This is a genomic window from Lysobacter antibioticus HS124 (genome assembly GCF_000336385.2).
Taxonomy (GTDB): domain Bacteria; phylum Pseudomonadota; class Gammaproteobacteria; order Xanthomonadales; family Xanthomonadaceae; genus Lysobacter; species Lysobacter firmicutimachus.
Window position 1 is genome coordinate 53,780 of record NZ_HG424470.1, and the last position, 15,994, is coordinate 69,773.

A 15,994-nucleotide genomic window follows, 5' to 3' on the forward strand; every position below is an offset into this window, starting at 1 on the left:
CTCCCGGTTGCGGGAGAAGGGCTCAGGTCAGGCGGTGGCGGCGACCTTGTGCGGCTGCGACTCGGCTTGCTGACGGGTGCGCAGCAAGCGGTTGGCCAACTCCAGCCAGGCCAGCGCACTGGCCTCGATGATGTCGGTGCTGGTCCCGGAGCCGGTCAGCTCGATCCCGTCCACGCGCGCGGTCACGCTGGCCTGCCCCTGGGCATCGTCGCCGGTGGTCACGCTGGAGACGTTGTAGCTGTCGATGCGCAGGGCGATGCCGGTAGCGCGGGCCAGGGCGGCGAACAGCGCGTGCACCGGTCCGTCGCCGACCGCGGCTTCGCTGATCGTGGCGCCGTCGGGCTCGACCAACTGCACGCTCGCGGTCGGCAAGCTGCCGTCGGCGACGCCGGTGCTGACGTGGGCGCGCACCAGCCGGTAGCCGCGCGCGGCCTTGGCGTCGGCGCCGAGCACCAGCGCCTCCAGGTCGGCGTCGAACACTTCGCGCTTCTTCTCAGCCAACGCCTTGAAGCTGGCGAACACCGCGTTCAAACGCGCCTCGTCCAGGCTGAAGCCCAAGGCCTGCAGGCGGTCGCTCAGCGCGGCGCGGCCGCTGTGGCGGCCCATGACCATCTGCGACTGCGCCCAGCCCACGGTCTCCGGGTGCATGATCTCGTAGGTGCCACGGTGCTTGAGCATGCCGTGCTGGTGGATGCCCGATTCGTGCGCGAACGCGTTCTGGCCGACGATGGCCTTGTTGCGCTGGACCACCATGCCGGTGATGCGCGACAGCAGGCGCGAGGTCGGCACCAGGCGGCGGCTGTCGATGCGGGTGCCGACGTTGTAGTAGGCGTTGCGCACCCGCAGCGCCATCACCAGCTCTTCCAGCGCGCAGTTGCCGGCGCGTTCGCCGATGCCGTTGATGGTGCATTCGACCTGGCGCGCGCCGCCTTCGATCGCGGCCAGGCTGTTGGCCACGGCCAGGCCCAGGTCGTTGTGGCAGTGGGCGCTGAACACCGCCTTGTCGGCGTCGCGCACGTTGCCGCGCAGGTGTTCGAACAGGGCGCGGATCTCGCTCGGGGTGGTGTAGCCGACGGTGTCGGGAATATTCAGCGTGCGCGCGCCGGCGGCGACCGCGGCGCTGCAGATCTCGACCAGATAATCGTGCTCGGTGCGCAGCGCGTCCTCGCAGGAGAACTCGACGTCGTCGACGTAGCGGCGCGCCTGCTCGATCGCGGCGATCGCGCGCTCGGTCACCTGCTGCTTGTCCAGGTTGAGCTTGTGCTGGCGGTGCAGCGGGCTGGTGGAGATGAACACGTGGATACGCGGCTTGGCCGCGCCTTCCAGGGCACGCGCGCAGGCTTCGATATCGCCGGGGTGGCAGCGGGCCAGGGTCGCCAGGGTCGAGCCGCGCACTTCGCGCACGATCGCCCGGGTGCCTTCCAGGTCGGCCTCGGAACTGGCGGGAAAGCCGGCCTCGATCACGTCGACGCCGAGTTCGGACAAGGCATGGGCGAAGCGCAGCTTCTGGCTGGCGGTCATGCTGCAGCCCGGCGACTGCTCGCCGTCGCGCAGGCTGGTGTCGAAAATCGTGACCTGTTGTTGCGGCGCGTCGGTCGGTACTACCGGTCCGGACGTGTCGTTCATGGGAATCAATCCTCTAATACGGCGTAACGCGGGTTGGAAGTCGTGGCATCGTCGCTGGGGCGGGAGTCGGGGCCGCGGCGGCCCCGACTAAGTCGCATCGCGGGATCGAGATTGGCGAGCTTGTAAATGTCCGCCTCGACGGTGGCCGCTTCGCGACCGAGCGCTTCGCGGTTGCGCCGGCGCGGGCGCCGCGGCGGCCGCGGCCGCACGTCCGACAGCAGCTGCGCCAGCACCCCGGCGTCGACGTTGCCGCCGGACACCACCGCGCATTTGCGCTTGCCGACGATGCGGCGACCGGCGGCCAGGGCGAGGGCGCCGGCGCCCTCGGCGATGATGTGTTCTTCCAGCGCGAGCCGGACCAGGGTTTCGCGCAGCTCGGCTTCGCGCACGATCACCACGTCGTCGAGCATTTCGCCGAGCACGCGCTCGGTCAGGCGGCCGGGCTCCTTGACCCGCACGCCGTCGGCCAGGGTCGCGGCCGGCTCGAGCAGGCGGCGGTCGCCGCGCAGGGCGCGCGCCATCGAGTCCACGCCTTCGACCTGGGCGCCGATCACCCGCACCTTGCGGCCGGCGGCGCCGCCCGCCAGCAGCTGCGACTTCAACGCCATCGCCACGCCGGCGGCGAGGCCGCCGCCGCCGATCGGCACCAGCACCACGTCGGGCAGGAAGGCCGCCAGTTCCAGGCCGATCGTGCCCTGGCCGGCGATCACGTCGGGGTCGTCGAAGGCCGACAGCAGCCGGTAGTCGTGCTGCTCGGCCAGTTCCTTGGCGAAGGCCTTGGCGTCGTCGTAGCCGTCGCCGTGCAGGCGCACGGTGGCGCCCCAATGGGCGACGCCGGCGACCTTGGTCTGCGGCGCGGTGCGCGGCATGACCGTGATCGCGGGGATGCCCAGGCGATACGCGGCCCAGGCCAGGCCCTGGGCATGATTGCCGGCCGAGGCGGCGATCACCGGACGATGATCGCCGCGTTCGCGCCCGGCCAGCAGGGCGTTGAGCGCGCCGCGCACCTTGTAGGAGCCGGTGCGCTGCAGGTTCTCCAGTTTCAACCAGCAGCCGAAGCGCTCGGCGTGGTGCAGCGGAGTCGGCTCCAGATAACGCCTCAGCCGCACTTGCGCCGCCAACAGGTCGGCGGCGCTGAGCGTGGCCAGGCTGGCTACGTCGCAATCCATGGCTCAGACCGCGGTCAGCCAGGCGGCGTAGCGCGGCTCTTCGCCGCGCACGACGCGTGCGTACAGGGCGGCCAGCTCGCGCGTGACCGGGTTGTCGCCGAATTCGCGGCGGTCCAGCACGCTGATCGGGGTGGCCTCGGCGGCGGTGCCGCAGACGAAGACTTCGTCGGCGTCGAGCAGCTCGTGCAGGGTGACCTCGCGCGATTGCGCGCCGGACAGCTCGATCATGGTGTCGCGGGTGATGCCGGGCAGGGCGTCGCGATGTTCGACCGAGGTCACCACGCCGTTCTTGACCATGAACACATTGGCGCCGGTGCACTCGACCACATAGCCTTTGTCGTCGGTGAACAAGGCTTCGTCGAAGCCGCGCTGCTTGGCTTCGCGCTTGGCCAGGATCGAATTGACGTAGGCGCCGCTGAGCTTGAGCGCCGGCAGCGAGGTGGCCGGGTTGCGCTTCCACGGCGACACGGTCAGGCGGGTGCGCGCGCCGCCCAGATGCACGACCTTGGGCAGGGTCGCGATCATCAAGTGCTGGCTCAGCGGATCGACGTCCAGGCCGATGCTGCCCGTGCCCATCCAGGTCAGCGGGCGGATGTAGGCGTCGCGGTGGCCGTTGGCGCGCAGGGTGGCCAGGGTCGCCTGGCTGGCGCGCTCGACGTCGAAGTCGATGCCGAACATGTCCGCGCCCTTGCGCATGCGCTCCATGTGCTCGGGCAGGCGGAACACCGCCGCGCCGCCGTCGACGGTGGCGTAGCTGCGGATGCCTTCGAACACCGCGGTGCCGTAATGCATGGCGTGGGTGGTCAGCGGCGCTTCCGGCGCGTCGCCGGGGATGAACCGGCCGTCGAACCAAATGAGCGGCATTCGCTGGGAAGTCGGGACTTCGCTACGAGCGCGGGACTCAGGACTACGAGCCGCGGCCGACGTCTCGACTTCAGCGCGCGCCGCCTCGCTGCGCGCCGGCGCATACGCGCGCTCGCGCGTCGCAGCCGCGGCTTGCGCGGGCGATTGGTTTTCGGCCGCGGCCGGACGTTCCAGGGTTTCGGCGGTCAGGTGCATGGGGAAACCTCAACGGCAAGACAGTCGTAGAGCTTGGCGAGCTGGGTCTGCAGCGCGGTGTCGGCGCGATCGCCCTCCACCGTCATGCGCAGGTGCCAGCGATCGCCGTCGGGTTGCGCTTCGCCGTCCACCGACAGCGGACGGAAGCCGCGGCGCTCGGCGGCGCCCAGTACGCGAGCCAGCGCGCCTTCGGCCTGGCGCAGGGTCAGATCAAGCTGGTATCGCATGGGCGTCCTCCGTCGCGTTGGGGGTGGTGGGGCTCAGACTGACGATCGCGTCGGCGTCGGCCGCTTCGGGATCGAGCATCTGGGCGTTGTTGTGGTTCGGCGGCACCAGCGGCCAGACGTTGGCGGCCTGGTCGATGGCGACGTGCAGCAGCACCGGGCCCGGGGTTTCCAGCATGTAGGCCAGGGCCTCGTCGACCGAGTCGGCGCGGTCGACGTACATCGCCTTGACCCCGAATGCGGCGGCCAGGGCGCAGAAGTCCGGGTTGTCGGACAGATCGATTTCGGAATAGCGGCGTTCGAAGAACAGCTCCTGCCATTGCCGCACCATGCCCAGGGCCTGGTTGTCGAGCAGGACGATCTTCACCGGCAGGCGGTAGCGGGCGATGGTCGCCAGCTCCTGCACGTTCATCAGGAACGAGCCGTCGCCGCTGACGCAGATCACCCGCGCTTCCGGCTCGCCTCCGTCGGCATGGGCGAGCTGCGCGCCCATCGCCGCCGGCACGCCGAAGCCCATCGCGCCCAGGCCGCCGCTGGTCAAGTGCTTGCGCGGGTCGTCGAAGCGCCAGTGCTGGGCGACCCACATCTGGTGCTGGCCGACGTCGCAGGCGACCACCGCCTCCGGCGCCAGTTCCGACAGGCGTTTGAGCAGCGCCGGCGCGTACACGCTTTCGCCGGGCGCGTCGTAGCGCGGCGCGCAATCGCGCTTGCGCTGCAGGCAGGTGTCGCGCCAGGCGCGGCGGGCGCCGCCGTTGCGGCCCTGCAACTGGGCGGTGACCGGCGCTGTCAGCGCGTCCAGCGAACGACGCAGGTCGCCCTGCACCGCGGCGTCGGCGTAGCGCAGCTTGCCGATCTCGCAGGCGTCCAGGTCCATGTGCACGACCCGCGCGTTGGGCGCGAATTCGGCCAGCTTGCCGGTGGCGCGGTCGTCGAAGCGCGCCCCGACCACGATCAGCAGATCGCATTCCTGCACCGACAGATTGGCGGCGCGGTTGCCGTGCATGCCCAGCATGCCCAGATTCAGCGCGTGTTCGGCCGGCAGCGCGCCCAGGCCTTTCAGGGTCAGCACCGCCGGAATCTGGCTGCCTTCGACGAAGGCGCGGAACGATTCGACCGCGCCGCCCAGGGCGATGCCGCCGCCGCCGTAGATCAGCGGCTTGCGCGCGTGCGCGATCAGCGCCGCGGCTTCGTGGTAGGCCGCGTCCGGCGCGCGCGGCACCGGGTCGACCGGCAGCGGCGCGTGCGCGGCCAGATGCGAGGCGTCGGCGTTCTGCACGTCCTTGGGCAGATCGATCAGCACCGGGCCGGGGCGGCCGGAACGGGCCAGGCGGAACGCCTCGGCGACCGTCCGCGGCAGCTCGTCGACGCTGCGCACCAGGAAGCTGTGCTTGACGATCGGCAGGGTCATGCCGAACACGTCCAGCTCCTGGAACGCATCGGTGCCCATCAGCGTGGTCGCGACCTGGCCGGTGATGGCGACCATCGGCACCGAGTCCAGCATCGCGTCGGCGATGCCGGTGACCAGGTTGGAAGCGCCCGGACCGGACGTGGCTACGCAGACGCCGACTCGCCCGCTGGCACGGGCATAGCCGTTGGCCGCGAAAGCCGCGCCTTGCTCGTGACGGACCAGCACATGCTTGAGGTCCGACCCGTGCAGGGCATCGTAGAAAGGCATGATGGTGCCGCCCGGATAACCGAACAGCGTGTCCACGCCTTCTGCGGCCAGTGCTTGCACCAGCCAGCGGGCACCGTTCATCAGGCGGCCTCTTCCTGTCGTTCGCCGCGGGTCGCGGCAGGAGCGGCGGGCTGCGCCTTGGGCGCGGTGTCCAGCCACTTCATGTTGGCGCGCAGCTTCTTGCCGACCGCCTCGATCGGATGCTCCAGGTCGCCCTGCTTGAGCGCCTTGTAGTGGGCGTTGCCGGCGGCGTATTCGGCGATCCACTGCTTGGCGAAGGTGCCGTCCTGGATTTCGGCCAGGACCTTGCGCATCTGCGCCTTGGTGTTGTCGTCGACCACGTAGGGGCCGCGAGTCAGCGCACCGTACTGCGCGGTCTCGCTGATGAATTCGTGCATGCGGGTCACGCCGCCTTCGTAGAACAGGTCGACGATCAGCTTCAGTTCGTGCAGGCACTCGTAGTACGCGACTTCCGGCTGGTAGCCGGCTTCGACCAGGGTTTCCCAGCCGGCCTGGACCAGCTTGGTCGCGCCGCCGCACAGCACCGCCTGCTCGCCGAACAGGTCGGTCTCGGTCTCTTCCTTGAAGGTGGTCTTGATCGCGTTCTGGCGCGCGCCGCCGATGCCGGCGCAGTAAGTCAGGGCGAACTCCTCGGCGCGGCCGCTCTTGTCCTGGTGCACGGCGTAGACGCTGGGCACGCCGCGGCCGATTTCGTACTCGCGGCGGACCAGCGCGCCCGGACCCTTGGGCGCCACCAGGACCACGTCGAGGTCGGCGCGCGGCGCGATCTGGCCGTAGTGGACGTTGAAGCCGTGCGCGAACAGCAGGCAGGCGCCCTGGCGGATGTTCGGTTCGATGACGTCGCGGTACAGCTGCGGTTGGACCATGTCCGGGGTCAGCACTGCGACCAGGTCGGCGGCGGCGACCGCTTCGGCCGGCGTGGCGACGGCGAAACCGTCGGCCTTGGCCTTGATCTCGGTCGGGCCGCCCGGGCGCAGGCCTACGGTGACGTCGAAGCCGGAGTCGCGCAGGTTCAGCGCATGAGCGCGGCCCTGGCTGCCGTAGCCGACGATGGCGATCTTGGGGCGGGAGGCGGTGCTGGTGGTCATGGTGGTCTCGGGAGAAGTGAGTGGAGAGGAGCGAGGGGAGAGGAACGAGTTGCGTCAGGCGGGTTCGGGGACGGCGTTGTCGATCAACGCCGCGTCGATCTTTTTCGTCGCCGGCGATTGCAACGGGCCGGGCGCGGTGACCGCGCCGCGCGAGGCCGAGCCGACCAGCCGCGCGTACTTGGCCAGCGCGCCGGTGGTCACGCGCGGCGCCATCCGCGCCGGTTCGCGCGCGGCCAGGTCGGCGGCGACGTTGAGGGTGCGGGTCTTGACGTCGATGCTGACCACGTCGCCTTCGCGCAGCCGCGCGATCGGGCCGCCGTGCGCGGCCTCCGGCGAGATGTGGCCGACCATGAAGCCGTGGGTCGCGCCGCTGAAGCGGCCGTCGGTGATCAGGGCGACGTCGTTGCTCAGCCCTTGGCCGACCAGGGCCGCGGTGACCGCCAGCATCTCGCGCATGCCCGGACCGCCGGTCGGGCCTTCGAAGCGGATCACGACCACGTCGCCGGCATGGATCTGCCGCGCCTGGACCGCGGCGAACGCGGCTTCTTCGGAATCGAACACCCGCGCCGGACCGGCGAAATGCTCGCGGCCGTGGCCGGCCAGTTTCAGAATGCAGCCGTCCGGCGCCAGGTTGCCGTAGATGATCGAGTAGCCGCCGCGCGGCTTGATCGGGTCGGCGACCGGACGCACCACGTCCTGCGCATCGCTCATCCGCGCCTGCGCCAGCTCCTGGAAAAAGGAACGGCCGGTGACCGTGGGAATGTCCTCGATCAGACCGGCCGCCTTGAGTTCGCGCGCCACCAGTGCCGCACCGCCGAATTCGAACATTTCCGCGGCGGTGTAGCGGCCGCCCGGTTTCAGGTCGGCGATCACCGGCGTGTGCGCGGCGGCTTCGAACTCTTCCAGGTCGAAAGCGACGCCGGCTTCGTGGGCGATCGCCAGCAGGTGCAGGGCGGCATTGGTCGAGCCGGCGGTGGCCGAGACCGCGCGCGCGGCGTTGCGCAGCGCCTGGGGAGAGAGCAGTTCGCGCGGTCCCGGCCGGCCGTCGCGCAGGCGTTGCATCACCATCTCGCCGCAGGCGCGTGCGGCTTCGGGCTTGTCGGCGTGGATCGCCGGAATGTCGTTCAGGCCCAGCGGCGACAGGCCGAGGAAGGTCAGCACCATGGCCATGGTGTTGGCGGTGAACTGGCCGCCGCAGGCGCCGGCGCCGGGACAGGCATGGGCTTCGATGCGGTGCAGTTCGGCGTCGTCGATGCGCCCGGCCGAGTGCGCGCCGACCGCTTCGAACACGTCCTGCACGGTCAGCGGCTTGTCCTCGCCGGTGCCGCGCTTGGACGGGCAATGCCCCGGCATGATCGTGCCGCCGTAGAGGATCACGGTCGGGATATCCAGGCGCGCGGCGGCCATCGCCGCGGCCGGGATGGTCTTGTCGCAGCCGACCAGCAGCACCATCGCGTCCAGGCAGTGGCCGGACACGGCCAGTTCGATCGAATCGGCGATGGTCTCGCGCGAGGCCAGCGAAGCGCGCATGCCGTCGCTGCCCATGGCGATGCCGTCGGTGACGGCGATGGTGTTGAACTCGATCGGCGTGCCGCCGCCGTCGTGCACGCCGCGGCGCACGTGCTGGGCCAGATCGCGCAGGGTGATGTTGCACGGCGACACGTCGGACCAGGTGTGGACCACGGCGACCAGCGGTCTGGCGATGGCCGCGTCGTCCAGGCCGGTGGCGCGCAGCATCGCGCGCGCGGGGGCTCGGGCCGGGCCTTGCTTGATGGCGTTGCTTCTCACGTACAACGGTTCCTGTGTTGCGCGTCCGTGGCGCGTGTCCGCACGATCCGCGTGCGGCGTTTGCAGGAACCCAGGGCCGTAAAACGAAAAACCCCGCGCCTTTGGGGCGCGGGGTTCGAGGTTCTTTCGACCTTGGGTTGTGTGGTTTTGCTACACGAACCCGACTCCCGCGCTGGTAAGCGAGGTAATAAGTACGAGGACGAGAATAATCGTGGCGATCGCGGGCGCGACCTTGAGCGCAACGCGCGCGGCGCCGTTCGAGGCCTGGGCGGCCCGGAGCGAAGTCGTCTGCGAGTGAGTGCTGCGCTGCGTCATGCGAACGAGAAGAACATGCCCGTTCGCGGCTTGTCAATAGTTTCTTGGAAAACCATCGCGGGGCGTGCGAGCAGTCACAGGGAACCTGGGAACGAAAGGGGCCGCTAAGGCTAGGCCCCCTTCATTCCTGGCACGTTCGCGCTGAGTAGATCCGAAACTAGTGTGCTTCCAGGAGAAAAAGGCCGGCAACTCGCCGCTCGCGTTGCAACATCGCAGCATTGCTTGCGTTCAGTGCGTTCAGTGCGTTCAGCCGCTTGCCGCGTGTGTGCCGGGCGGCCCAGCGATCGCGAAAGCGACGATGGAGCACCGCTAAAGGGATCGGGCGGGTTAAGCCGGTGGCCCAACCCGCTCCTCCGCTGGGCCGCTCAGGCCCAGGCGGTGGCGAGCAGGCGATCGCGCAATGCGGCGTAGTTCGCCGCCAGCGGCTCGGCCGAGGCAGGCCGCGCCAGCGATGCGGCCAATGCCGGCGGCGGTTCCACCGCATGCCCGACCAGCGGCTCGACGATGCCGTCGAACTTGGCCGGATGCGCGGTCGCGACCACCGCCCACGGCCGTTCGTCGCCCTGCGCGCGCAGGGTCTCGAGCAAGCGCAGGCCGGTCGCGGTGTGTGGACAGGGGACCACGCCATGGCGTTGCGGCGCCGCGGCGATCGTGGCGCGGATGGTGTCGTCGTCGACCCCGACTGCGCGCACTGCCGCGCGCAGTTCGGCGTCGTCGCGGTGCCAGTGGCGCAGGCGCTCGAAGTTGCTCGGCGCGCCGACGTCCATGGCGTTGGCCAGGGTGGCGCGGGTCGCTTGGGCGGCGTAGTCGGCACCGGCGAAATAGCGCGGCAAGGTGTCGTTGGCGTTGGTGGCCAGCGCGATTTCGCCGATCGGCAGGCCCATGCGGCGGGCGACGAAGGCGGCGCAGGCGTTGCCGAGATTGCCGGTGGGGACGATGAAGTTGAGCGGCTCGCCGCGCTGCGCGTAATGCCGGCCGGCGGCGTGGGCGTAGTAGGCGGCTTGCGGCAGCAGCCGGCCCAGGCTGATGCTGTTGGCCGAACTCAGCGGCAACCGCGTGCGCAGCACTTCGTCGGCCAGGGCCTGCTTGACCAGGCGTTGGCAGGCGTCGAAATCGCCGTCCACGCGCAGCGCGCGCACATTGTCGCCCCAGCAACCCAGGCCATGGGCCTGACGCGGCGAGACCCGGCCGTCGGGATACAGGATCACCACTTCGAAGCCGGGCCGGCGGTGGAAAGCGGCGGCGACCGCGGCGCCGGTATCGCCCGAGGTCGCGACCAGGATCGTGGTCGGCGCGTCGCCGTCCCGGCGCAGGCCGGCCAGGGCACCGGCGAGGAAGCGCGCGGCGTAGTCCTTGAACGCCGCGGTGGGGCCGTGGAACAGCTCCAGCAGCCAGTCGTCGGCGCCGGCCAGCGGGCGCAGCGGCGCATCGAACGAGAACGCTTGCGCGCAGATCTCGCCGAGCCGTTCGCGCAGCGACGACTGTTCGAAGTAGGGCGCGAGCAGCGCATGCGCGGTGTCGGGCAGGCGCTCGGCGGCGAGTGGCTGGTCCAGTGCGGGAATGCCTTCGGGAACGTAGAGCCCGCCGTCGGGCGCGAGACCGGCGGCAAGGGCGGCGTCGATCGGGGTCGGGGCGGTGCGGCCGCGGGTGCTGAGGAAGTTCATGCGGAGTCCGGTGATGGGGCCGTGGGTGCTTGCGGGGAGAGCAAATCCCCCTCGGTCCCCCCCTTTTTAAAAGGGGGAAGACAAGCAGGTTGAATTAGGTAGATGCCGAGGCTCTGGTCCGTAGCCTTTGCTGTTCCCCCCTTTTGAAAAAGGGGGCAGGGGGGATTGGCCTTTGCTCTGCCTACCCGATCACCTCCGCCCGCGGCCCCGCCACCGGCCCGACATAGGCGCGCGAATCAAAACCGGCGGCGGCGAACGCCGCGCGCATCGCCGCGGCGGCGGCCTGCGCCTGCGCCTCCGATGCGAACCAGGCGAAGCAACTCGGACCGGCGCCGGAAATGCTGGCGCCGAGCGCGTCCTGGGCCAGTGCGGCGGCTTTGACTTCGGCGAAGCCCGGGATCAGCGGCGCGCGGCGCGGTTCCACCAACAGGTCGACCAGGCCTTCGCGCAACAACTCGACGTCGCCGCGTTGCAGGCCGGTGAGGAACAGCGCCAGATGCGCGCTCTGCCTGACCACCTGCGCCAACGGATAAGGCTCGGCCAGTACCGCGCGCGCGCGCCGGGTTTCCAGCACCTGATCGGGATGCACCACCACCGCATGCAGGAACGAGGGCACGCTCAGCGCAATCATCTTGGTCGAAGTCGCCATCACCACGCCGCCGAGCAGCATCGGCGCGACGTTGTCGCCGTGGCGGCTGCCGCTGGACACCGACTCGCCGTCGAGGGCGAATTCGTACAGCGCTTCGCGCGACAGCGGCCGGTCGAGCAAGGCATTGGCGGCGACCAGCGCAGCGACGCAGGACGCGGCCGAGCCGCCGAGGCCGGAGCCGAGCGGAATGCCCTTGTCGAGTTCGAGTTCGAAGCCGTAGTCCAGGCCGAGCTTTTCGCGCAGGCAGATCAGCGCCTGTCCGGCGGTGTTGCGCGCCGCCTCCAGCGGCAATGCATCCGCGCCCGGCACCTCGCCGCGGATCGCGCGAATCCGCACCGTCGGCTCGTCGATGCGCCGCACCGTCGCCACGTCGCGCGGGCCGGCGATGGAATGGCCGAGCACGTCGAAGCCGACGCCGATGTTGCCGACGCTGGCCGGGGCGAAGGCCCGCGCCTGCCGCGCCGCGGACGCGGACGGTTCGGCGGCGGGTGAAGACATAGCAGCGCTCATGCACGGGCTCCCAAAGCTTGCGCGATCGTCAGCAGGTCGCCGAACACGCCGGCGGCGGTAACGTCCGGGCCGGCGCCCGGTCCTTGCACCACCAGCGGATTATCCGCGTAACGCAGGGTGCGGAACTGGATCAGGTTGTCGGTCAGCGCGCCGTGCAAAGCCGCATGCCCCGGCGGCGGCGAGACCACGCCGACGCTGGCGCGACCGGCGCGGTCCAGCCGGGCCAGATAGCGCAGGCTCAGCCCGGCGGCGCGGGCGGTGTCGAAGCGCTGCTGCAGCGGCGCGTCGAGTTCGTGCAGGCGTTCGAAGAATTCCTCTTTCGATACCTCGCGCAGCGCCTCGGGCACCAGGCTTTCGACCTCGATCTGCTCCAGCGACAAGGCGCGGCCGGCTTCGCGGGCGAGGATCACCAGCTTGCGCGCGACGTCGGTGCCGGACAGATCGTCGCGCGGATCGGGTTCGGTATAGCCCAGTGCGTGCGCCTCGCGCACCAGTTCGGAGAACGCGGTGCGGCCGTCGTAACGGTTGAACAGCCAGGCCAGGGTGCCGGACAGAATGCCCTCGACTTCGGTCAGTTCGTCGCCGGTGTCGAGCAGCGAACGCAGGGTCTGGATCACCGGCAGGCCGGCGCCGACCGTGGCCTCGTAGCGGAACTGGCCGCCGTTGCGCGAGGCTTCGCGGATCGCCTGATAGCGCTCCAGCGGGCCGGCGCCGGCGTGTTTGCTCGGCGTCACCACGTGGATGCCGGCGGCGATCCACTGCGGGTAATGCGCGGCGACCGCGTCGCTGCCGCTGCAGTCGACGATCAGCGCATGCGGAATGTGCTCGGCGCGCACGTGCTCGGCGAACCGCTCCAAGTCCAGCGCTTCGTGCTCTTCGGACAAGGCCGCGGCGCCGTCCTCGAACGCCAGCGCGCGCGGCGCCAGATGCATGCGCCGGCTGTCGGCGAGCGCGCGCAAGCGCAGGTCCAGGCGCGAGTTGCGCTGGAAGCGCGGCTGCGCGGCGGCGAGCTGGGCGAGCAGGGCGCGGCCGACCTTGCCGGGGCCGATCAAACCGATCGAGATGCAGTGCGGCGACAGCCAGAACGCCGAATGCGCGGCGCGCAGGGCGCGGGTCGCGTCGCGCGCGGCGATCGCCACCGAGATATTGCGCTCGCCGGCGCCCTGAGCGATCGCACGCAGGTTCACCCGCGCCTTGGCCAGGGCGTCGAACAACTGCGCGGCGACGCCGGGCAGGCCGACCATGCCGTCGCCGACCGCGGCCAGCACGCATACGTCGGGGGTGACCGTGACGTCCTGCGCCTGACCGTCGGCCATCGCATCGGCGAACGCGGCCAGGATCGCCGCGCGGCCGCGTTCGGCCTGATCGGCGCGCACCGCGCAACAGATCGAATGCTCGGACGAGCCCTGCGAAATCATCGTCACCGACACGCCGGCGCCGCGCAGCGCGCCGAACAGCCGTTCGGCGGTGCCGGGCACGCCGACCATGCCGTTGCCGACCAGTTCCAGCACGGCCAGGTTGTGGACCAGGCTCAGGCCTTTGACCGGCACCGCGTCGGGTTGGCTGTGCAGGCTGATCAAGGTGCCGGGCGCCTGCGGATTGCGGGTGTTGCGGATGCGCAGCGGGATGCCGCGCTGCTGCACCGGCGCCAGCGTCTGCGGGTGCAATACCTTGGCGCCGAAGTAGGCCAGTTCGCAGGCTTCGGCATAGGACATCGACGGCAGGCAGACCGCATCCGGCACCAGCCGCGGGTCGGCCGAGAGCACGCCGTCGACGTCGGTCCAGATGGTCAGCGCGTCGGCGTCGAACAGGTTGGCGAAGATCGCCGCGGAGAAGTCGCTGCCGTTGCGGCCTAGCGTGGTGTCCTGCCCCTGCGCGTCGCGGGCGACGAAGCCGGTGATCACCACGTGGCGGTCGTCGTGACGGCGGCGCCAATCGGCCAAGCGTTCGCGGCTCGCGGCCCAGTCCACGCCCACGCCCATCTCGCCCGGGTGCACCACCAGCACTTCGCGCGCGTCCAGCCGGCTCCACCCCGCCGCCGCGCCGCCAAGGGCGGCCAGGATCAGGTACGAGGACAGCACTTCGCCGAGACCGGGCAGGGCTGCGGCGAGTGCGGCGTCGTCCTGCGCGGCCAGCCGTTCCAGCGCTTGGCGCAGGCCTTCGCACTCGGCCTCGATCGCCTCGCGCGTGCCGTGGCGGCGGTGCGGGTCCAGCGAATCGGCGGTTTCGACATGGCGCTTGCGCAGCGCCGACCAGGCCGGCGCCCAGTCCTGGCCCGCGCGTGCGGCGGCGGTCAGGGCGACCAGCGCGTCGGTGACGCCCTGCATGGCCGAGACCACCGCCAGCCGCTGCGGCGCGCCGTCGTCGAGCAGGCCGACCGCAACCCGATAGCGGTCCGCATCGGCCAGGCTGCTGCCGCCGAATTTATGCGCATGGCGCTGCGGCAGCGGCGCCGGACGGGCGATGGGCCCGGATAGACAGGCGTCGGGATCGGAGGCGTCCGGCGCGGACGCATCGGCGTCGCGATCGAGCGCGGGGGATTCGAGTGCGGCTTGGGAGAGGGCGGACGACATGGGGAGGCTCCTGGTGGAGCTCCGCGTCCGGTTCCGGGTTCAGGCTGCCAGCCCGCACCCTGGTCGGGTGCGGAGCGGCGTGGTGGTTTACCTGGACACGCCCGTCCGCACCCCTGGCGAGGTGGTACCGGTACCGGTGGTGGTAATCGACATCGACGCGCACGACGACGAGCCGGCGGACCGGGTCGAGGCGTGGCGGACGAGGGCGATGGCGGGGTGCATGGGGCTAGCAATAACCCGGCGTTGTGCGGCGCGTCAAGAGGGGGCGCGCGGGTTTCCGGCGGACGGTCGTCCGCCCGCCGGGCCGGGGCGAGGGGCGGCGCTCGCCCGCGCGATCAGCCGCAGGCGCTGCGCAACGCGCGTGCGGCGACGCCGGTCGCCCCGCTTCGAGGTGGCCGCCCCGCGGCCGCAAATGCGCGGCGGCCGGGATCGCGGTTCACGCGGATTCGTCATGCGTTGCAGCAAACGCGGGCGACGCAGGCGATGCGTCGCCCATGGCGAGCGAACAGGTGTGCTTTTGCAAGGTCTTGCGTCTCACTCCATACCTCGGCTGTTTCGCGTATTCCCGGGCTGCGGCGCATCGCGCCGATTGGAATAACCAAAGCGTCGAAGCCATCGCATTCGCGACTAGACGCGACGCGTCAATCGCGCGGCATCGGCGCACGACAGCGGGCAGAGTCGGGCCGCTCGCGTTCTTCAGGGCGGCGGAAGCGAGCGTTGTCCGTGCGCTGAGGTACGCGCGCAGTCGCCTACATCCATCAGCGAAGAGGGCGACATGAAGCGAATTTCCAAAGTGGGTTGTGCGGTGCTCGCCGGCGGCGTGCTGGCGGCGCTCGGCGGCGCTGCGGCGGCGGGCGAACGCGCCGATGCGGGCGGCTTGAACAGCCGCGACCTGGTGTATTCCTACGACGAGATGTTCGATTTCGACATCGAGCGCTACCTGGACAAGCACGCGCCGCACCTGCGGCCGTATGCCGAAACGATTTCGCATTGGGCCGGCTACAGCGCGATCAGCCCGAAGGTGTTGATCGCGTTGATGGAACAGCAGAGCGGCGCGGTCAGCCGCAAGCAGGCCAGCCGCGATGCGCTGCGGCGTCCGTTCGGCAAGCTGGCCCAGGCCGGCGACTTCAACGGCCAGACCCGCGAGGTCGCGCTGGCGCTGCGTCAGGCGTTGTACGAACGCGAAGACGCCGATCTCGCGGCGAAGGGACCGATGCCGCTGGCGCGGGCCAATCCGCTGCAGGCGCTGTACGCGCAGTCGGGCGAGAACGAAGCCAATGCCGCGCTGCTCGGCGACGGCCAGTTCCAACTGGTCTACGGCCGCCTGTTCAACGAACCGCGCAAGGCCAAGGCGCCGTCGCCGCGCTTCGCCGCGCAGGGCGACGTCGCCGCGCTCGCCGGCCCGCCGAACGGCTTCCTGCAGTTCCCGTATCCGCGCGGCCAGCGCTGGCACGTCGGCGGCGCGCACACCAACACCGGCTCGGGCAATTACCCGATGTCGTCGCTGGACATGTCGCTCGGCGGCGGCTGGGGCAGCAACCAGAGCAACGTGTGGGTGTCCTCGTCGGCGTCGGGTTCATTCAAGCGCCATTCCTCGTGTTTCGCCGAGGTCGTGCACAGCGGCGGTTGGGCG

Annotated in this window: 10 protein-coding genes and 1 pseudogene; 1 reads left to right on the forward strand and 10 read right to left on the reverse strand. The window is 70.6% G+C overall.

What is annotated here, in order from left to right; translation table 11 throughout:
- Positions 1–27: 27 nt before the first annotated feature.
- The 10 genes from TX83_RS06835 to thrA all read right to left on the reverse strand — a co-directional run bounded on the left by TX83_RS06835 (position 28) and on the right by thrA (position 14,361).
- Positions 28–1,626 carry a 2-isopropylmalate synthase gene (locus TX83_RS06835; protein ID WP_064747189.1) on the reverse strand — a complete coding sequence of 533 codons (1,599 nt, stop codon included), beginning with the start codon at positions 1,624–1,626 and terminating at the stop codon, positions 28–30.
- Positions 1,627–1,631: 5 nt separating this feature from the next.
- A complete protein-coding gene (locus TX83_RS06840; protein WP_079248090.1) occupies positions 1,632–2,795 on the reverse strand; it encodes a threonine dehydratase in 1,164 nt (387 codons plus the stop codon).
- A gap of 3 nt (positions 2,796–2,798) precedes the next feature.
- Positions 2,799–3,659 carry an aminotransferase class IV gene (locus TX83_RS06845; protein WP_064747190.1) on the reverse strand — a complete coding sequence of 287 codons (861 nt, stop codon included), beginning with the start codon at positions 3,657–3,659 and terminating at the stop codon, positions 2,799–2,801.
- 185 nt (positions 3,660–3,844) lie between these two features.
- Entirely contained in the window at positions 3,845–4,081 is a 237-nt protein-coding gene (locus TX83_RS06850) for an ACT domain-containing protein (protein ID WP_064747191.1), read from the reverse strand.
- Positions 4,065–5,834, reverse strand: coding sequence for an acetolactate synthase 2 catalytic subunit (gene ilvG, locus TX83_RS06855; protein WP_064747192.1), 1,770 nt, complete (start codon positions 5,832–5,834; stop codon positions 4,065–4,067). Before ilvG ends, TX83_RS06850 begins: the two co-directional genes overlap by 17 nt.
- The gene (ilvC, locus tag TX83_RS06860) at positions 5,834–6,862 is read right to left on the reverse strand and encodes a ketol-acid reductoisomerase (protein ID WP_064747193.1); all 1,029 of its coding nucleotides are present in this window, start codon (positions 6,860–6,862) and stop codon (positions 5,834–5,836) included. Before ilvC ends, ilvG begins: the two co-directional genes overlap by 1 nt.
- A gap of 54 nt (positions 6,863–6,916) precedes the next feature.
- On the reverse strand, positions 6,917–8,650 hold the full coding sequence (locus TX83_RS06865; protein ID WP_064747200.1) for a dihydroxy-acid dehydratase: 1,734 nt from the start codon (positions 8,648–8,650) through the stop codon (positions 6,917–6,919).
- Positions 8,651–9,330: 680 nt separating this feature from the next.
- Positions 9,331–10,629 (reverse strand): threonine synthase, encoded by a 1,299-nt coding sequence (gene thrC / locus TX83_RS06870; protein ID WP_064747194.1) that lies wholly within the window; start codon positions 10,627–10,629, stop codon positions 9,331–9,333.
- Between the two features lie 181 nt (positions 10,630–10,810).
- Entirely contained in the window at positions 10,811–11,776 is a 966-nt protein-coding gene (locus tag TX83_RS06875) for a homoserine kinase (RefSeq protein ID WP_075575035.1), read from the reverse strand.
- An 8-nt stretch (positions 11,777–11,784) separates the two neighbouring features.
- Positions 11,785–14,361: a bifunctional aspartate kinase/homoserine dehydrogenase I gene (gene thrA, locus TX83_RS06880; protein WP_079248092.1), complete on the reverse strand. Its 2,577-nt coding sequence runs from the start codon at positions 14,359–14,361 to the stop codon at positions 11,785–11,787.
- Positions 14,362–15,136: 775 nt separating this feature from the next.
- Between thrA and TX83_RS06885 the strand changes: the two are divergent.
- Positions 15,137–15,994, forward strand: a pseudogene (locus TX83_RS06885) (hypothetical protein); the annotation flags it as partial.

Bases quoted from the DNA above. Each gene is read 5' to 3' on its own strand.
- TX83_RS06845 (WP_064747190.1), bottom strand. From the start codon at position 3,659: ATGCCGCTCATTTGGTTCGACGGCCGGTTCATCCCCGGCGACGCGCCG.
- TX83_RS06840 (WP_079248090.1), bottom strand. From the start codon at position 2,795: ATGGATTGCGACGTAGCCAGCCTGGCCACGCTCAGCGCCGCCGACCTG.
- thrA (WP_079248092.1), bottom strand. From the start codon at position 14,361: ATGTCGTCCGCCCTCTCCCAAGCCGCACTCGAATCCCCCGCGCTCGAT.
- ilvC (WP_064747193.1), bottom strand. From the start codon at position 6,862: ATGACCACCAGCACCGCCTCCCGCCCCAAGATCGCCATCGTCGGCTAC.
- TX83_RS06875 (WP_075575035.1), bottom strand. From the start codon at position 11,776: ATGTCTTCACCCGCCGCCGAACCGTCCGCGTCCGCGGCGCGGCAGGCG.
- TX83_RS06835 (WP_064747189.1), bottom strand. From the start codon at position 1,626: ATGAACGACACGTCCGGACCGGTAGTACCGACCGACGCGCCGCAACAA.
- TX83_RS06850 (WP_064747191.1), bottom strand. From the start codon at position 4,081: ATGCGATACCAGCTTGATCTGACCCTGCGCCAGGCCGAAGGCGCGCTG.
- thrC (WP_064747194.1), bottom strand. From the start codon at position 10,629: ATGAACTTCCTCAGCACCCGCGGCCGCACCGCCCCGACCCCGATCGAC.
- ilvG (WP_064747192.1), bottom strand. From the start codon at position 5,834: ATGAACGGTGCCCGCTGGCTGGTGCAAGCACTGGCCGCAGAAGGCGTG.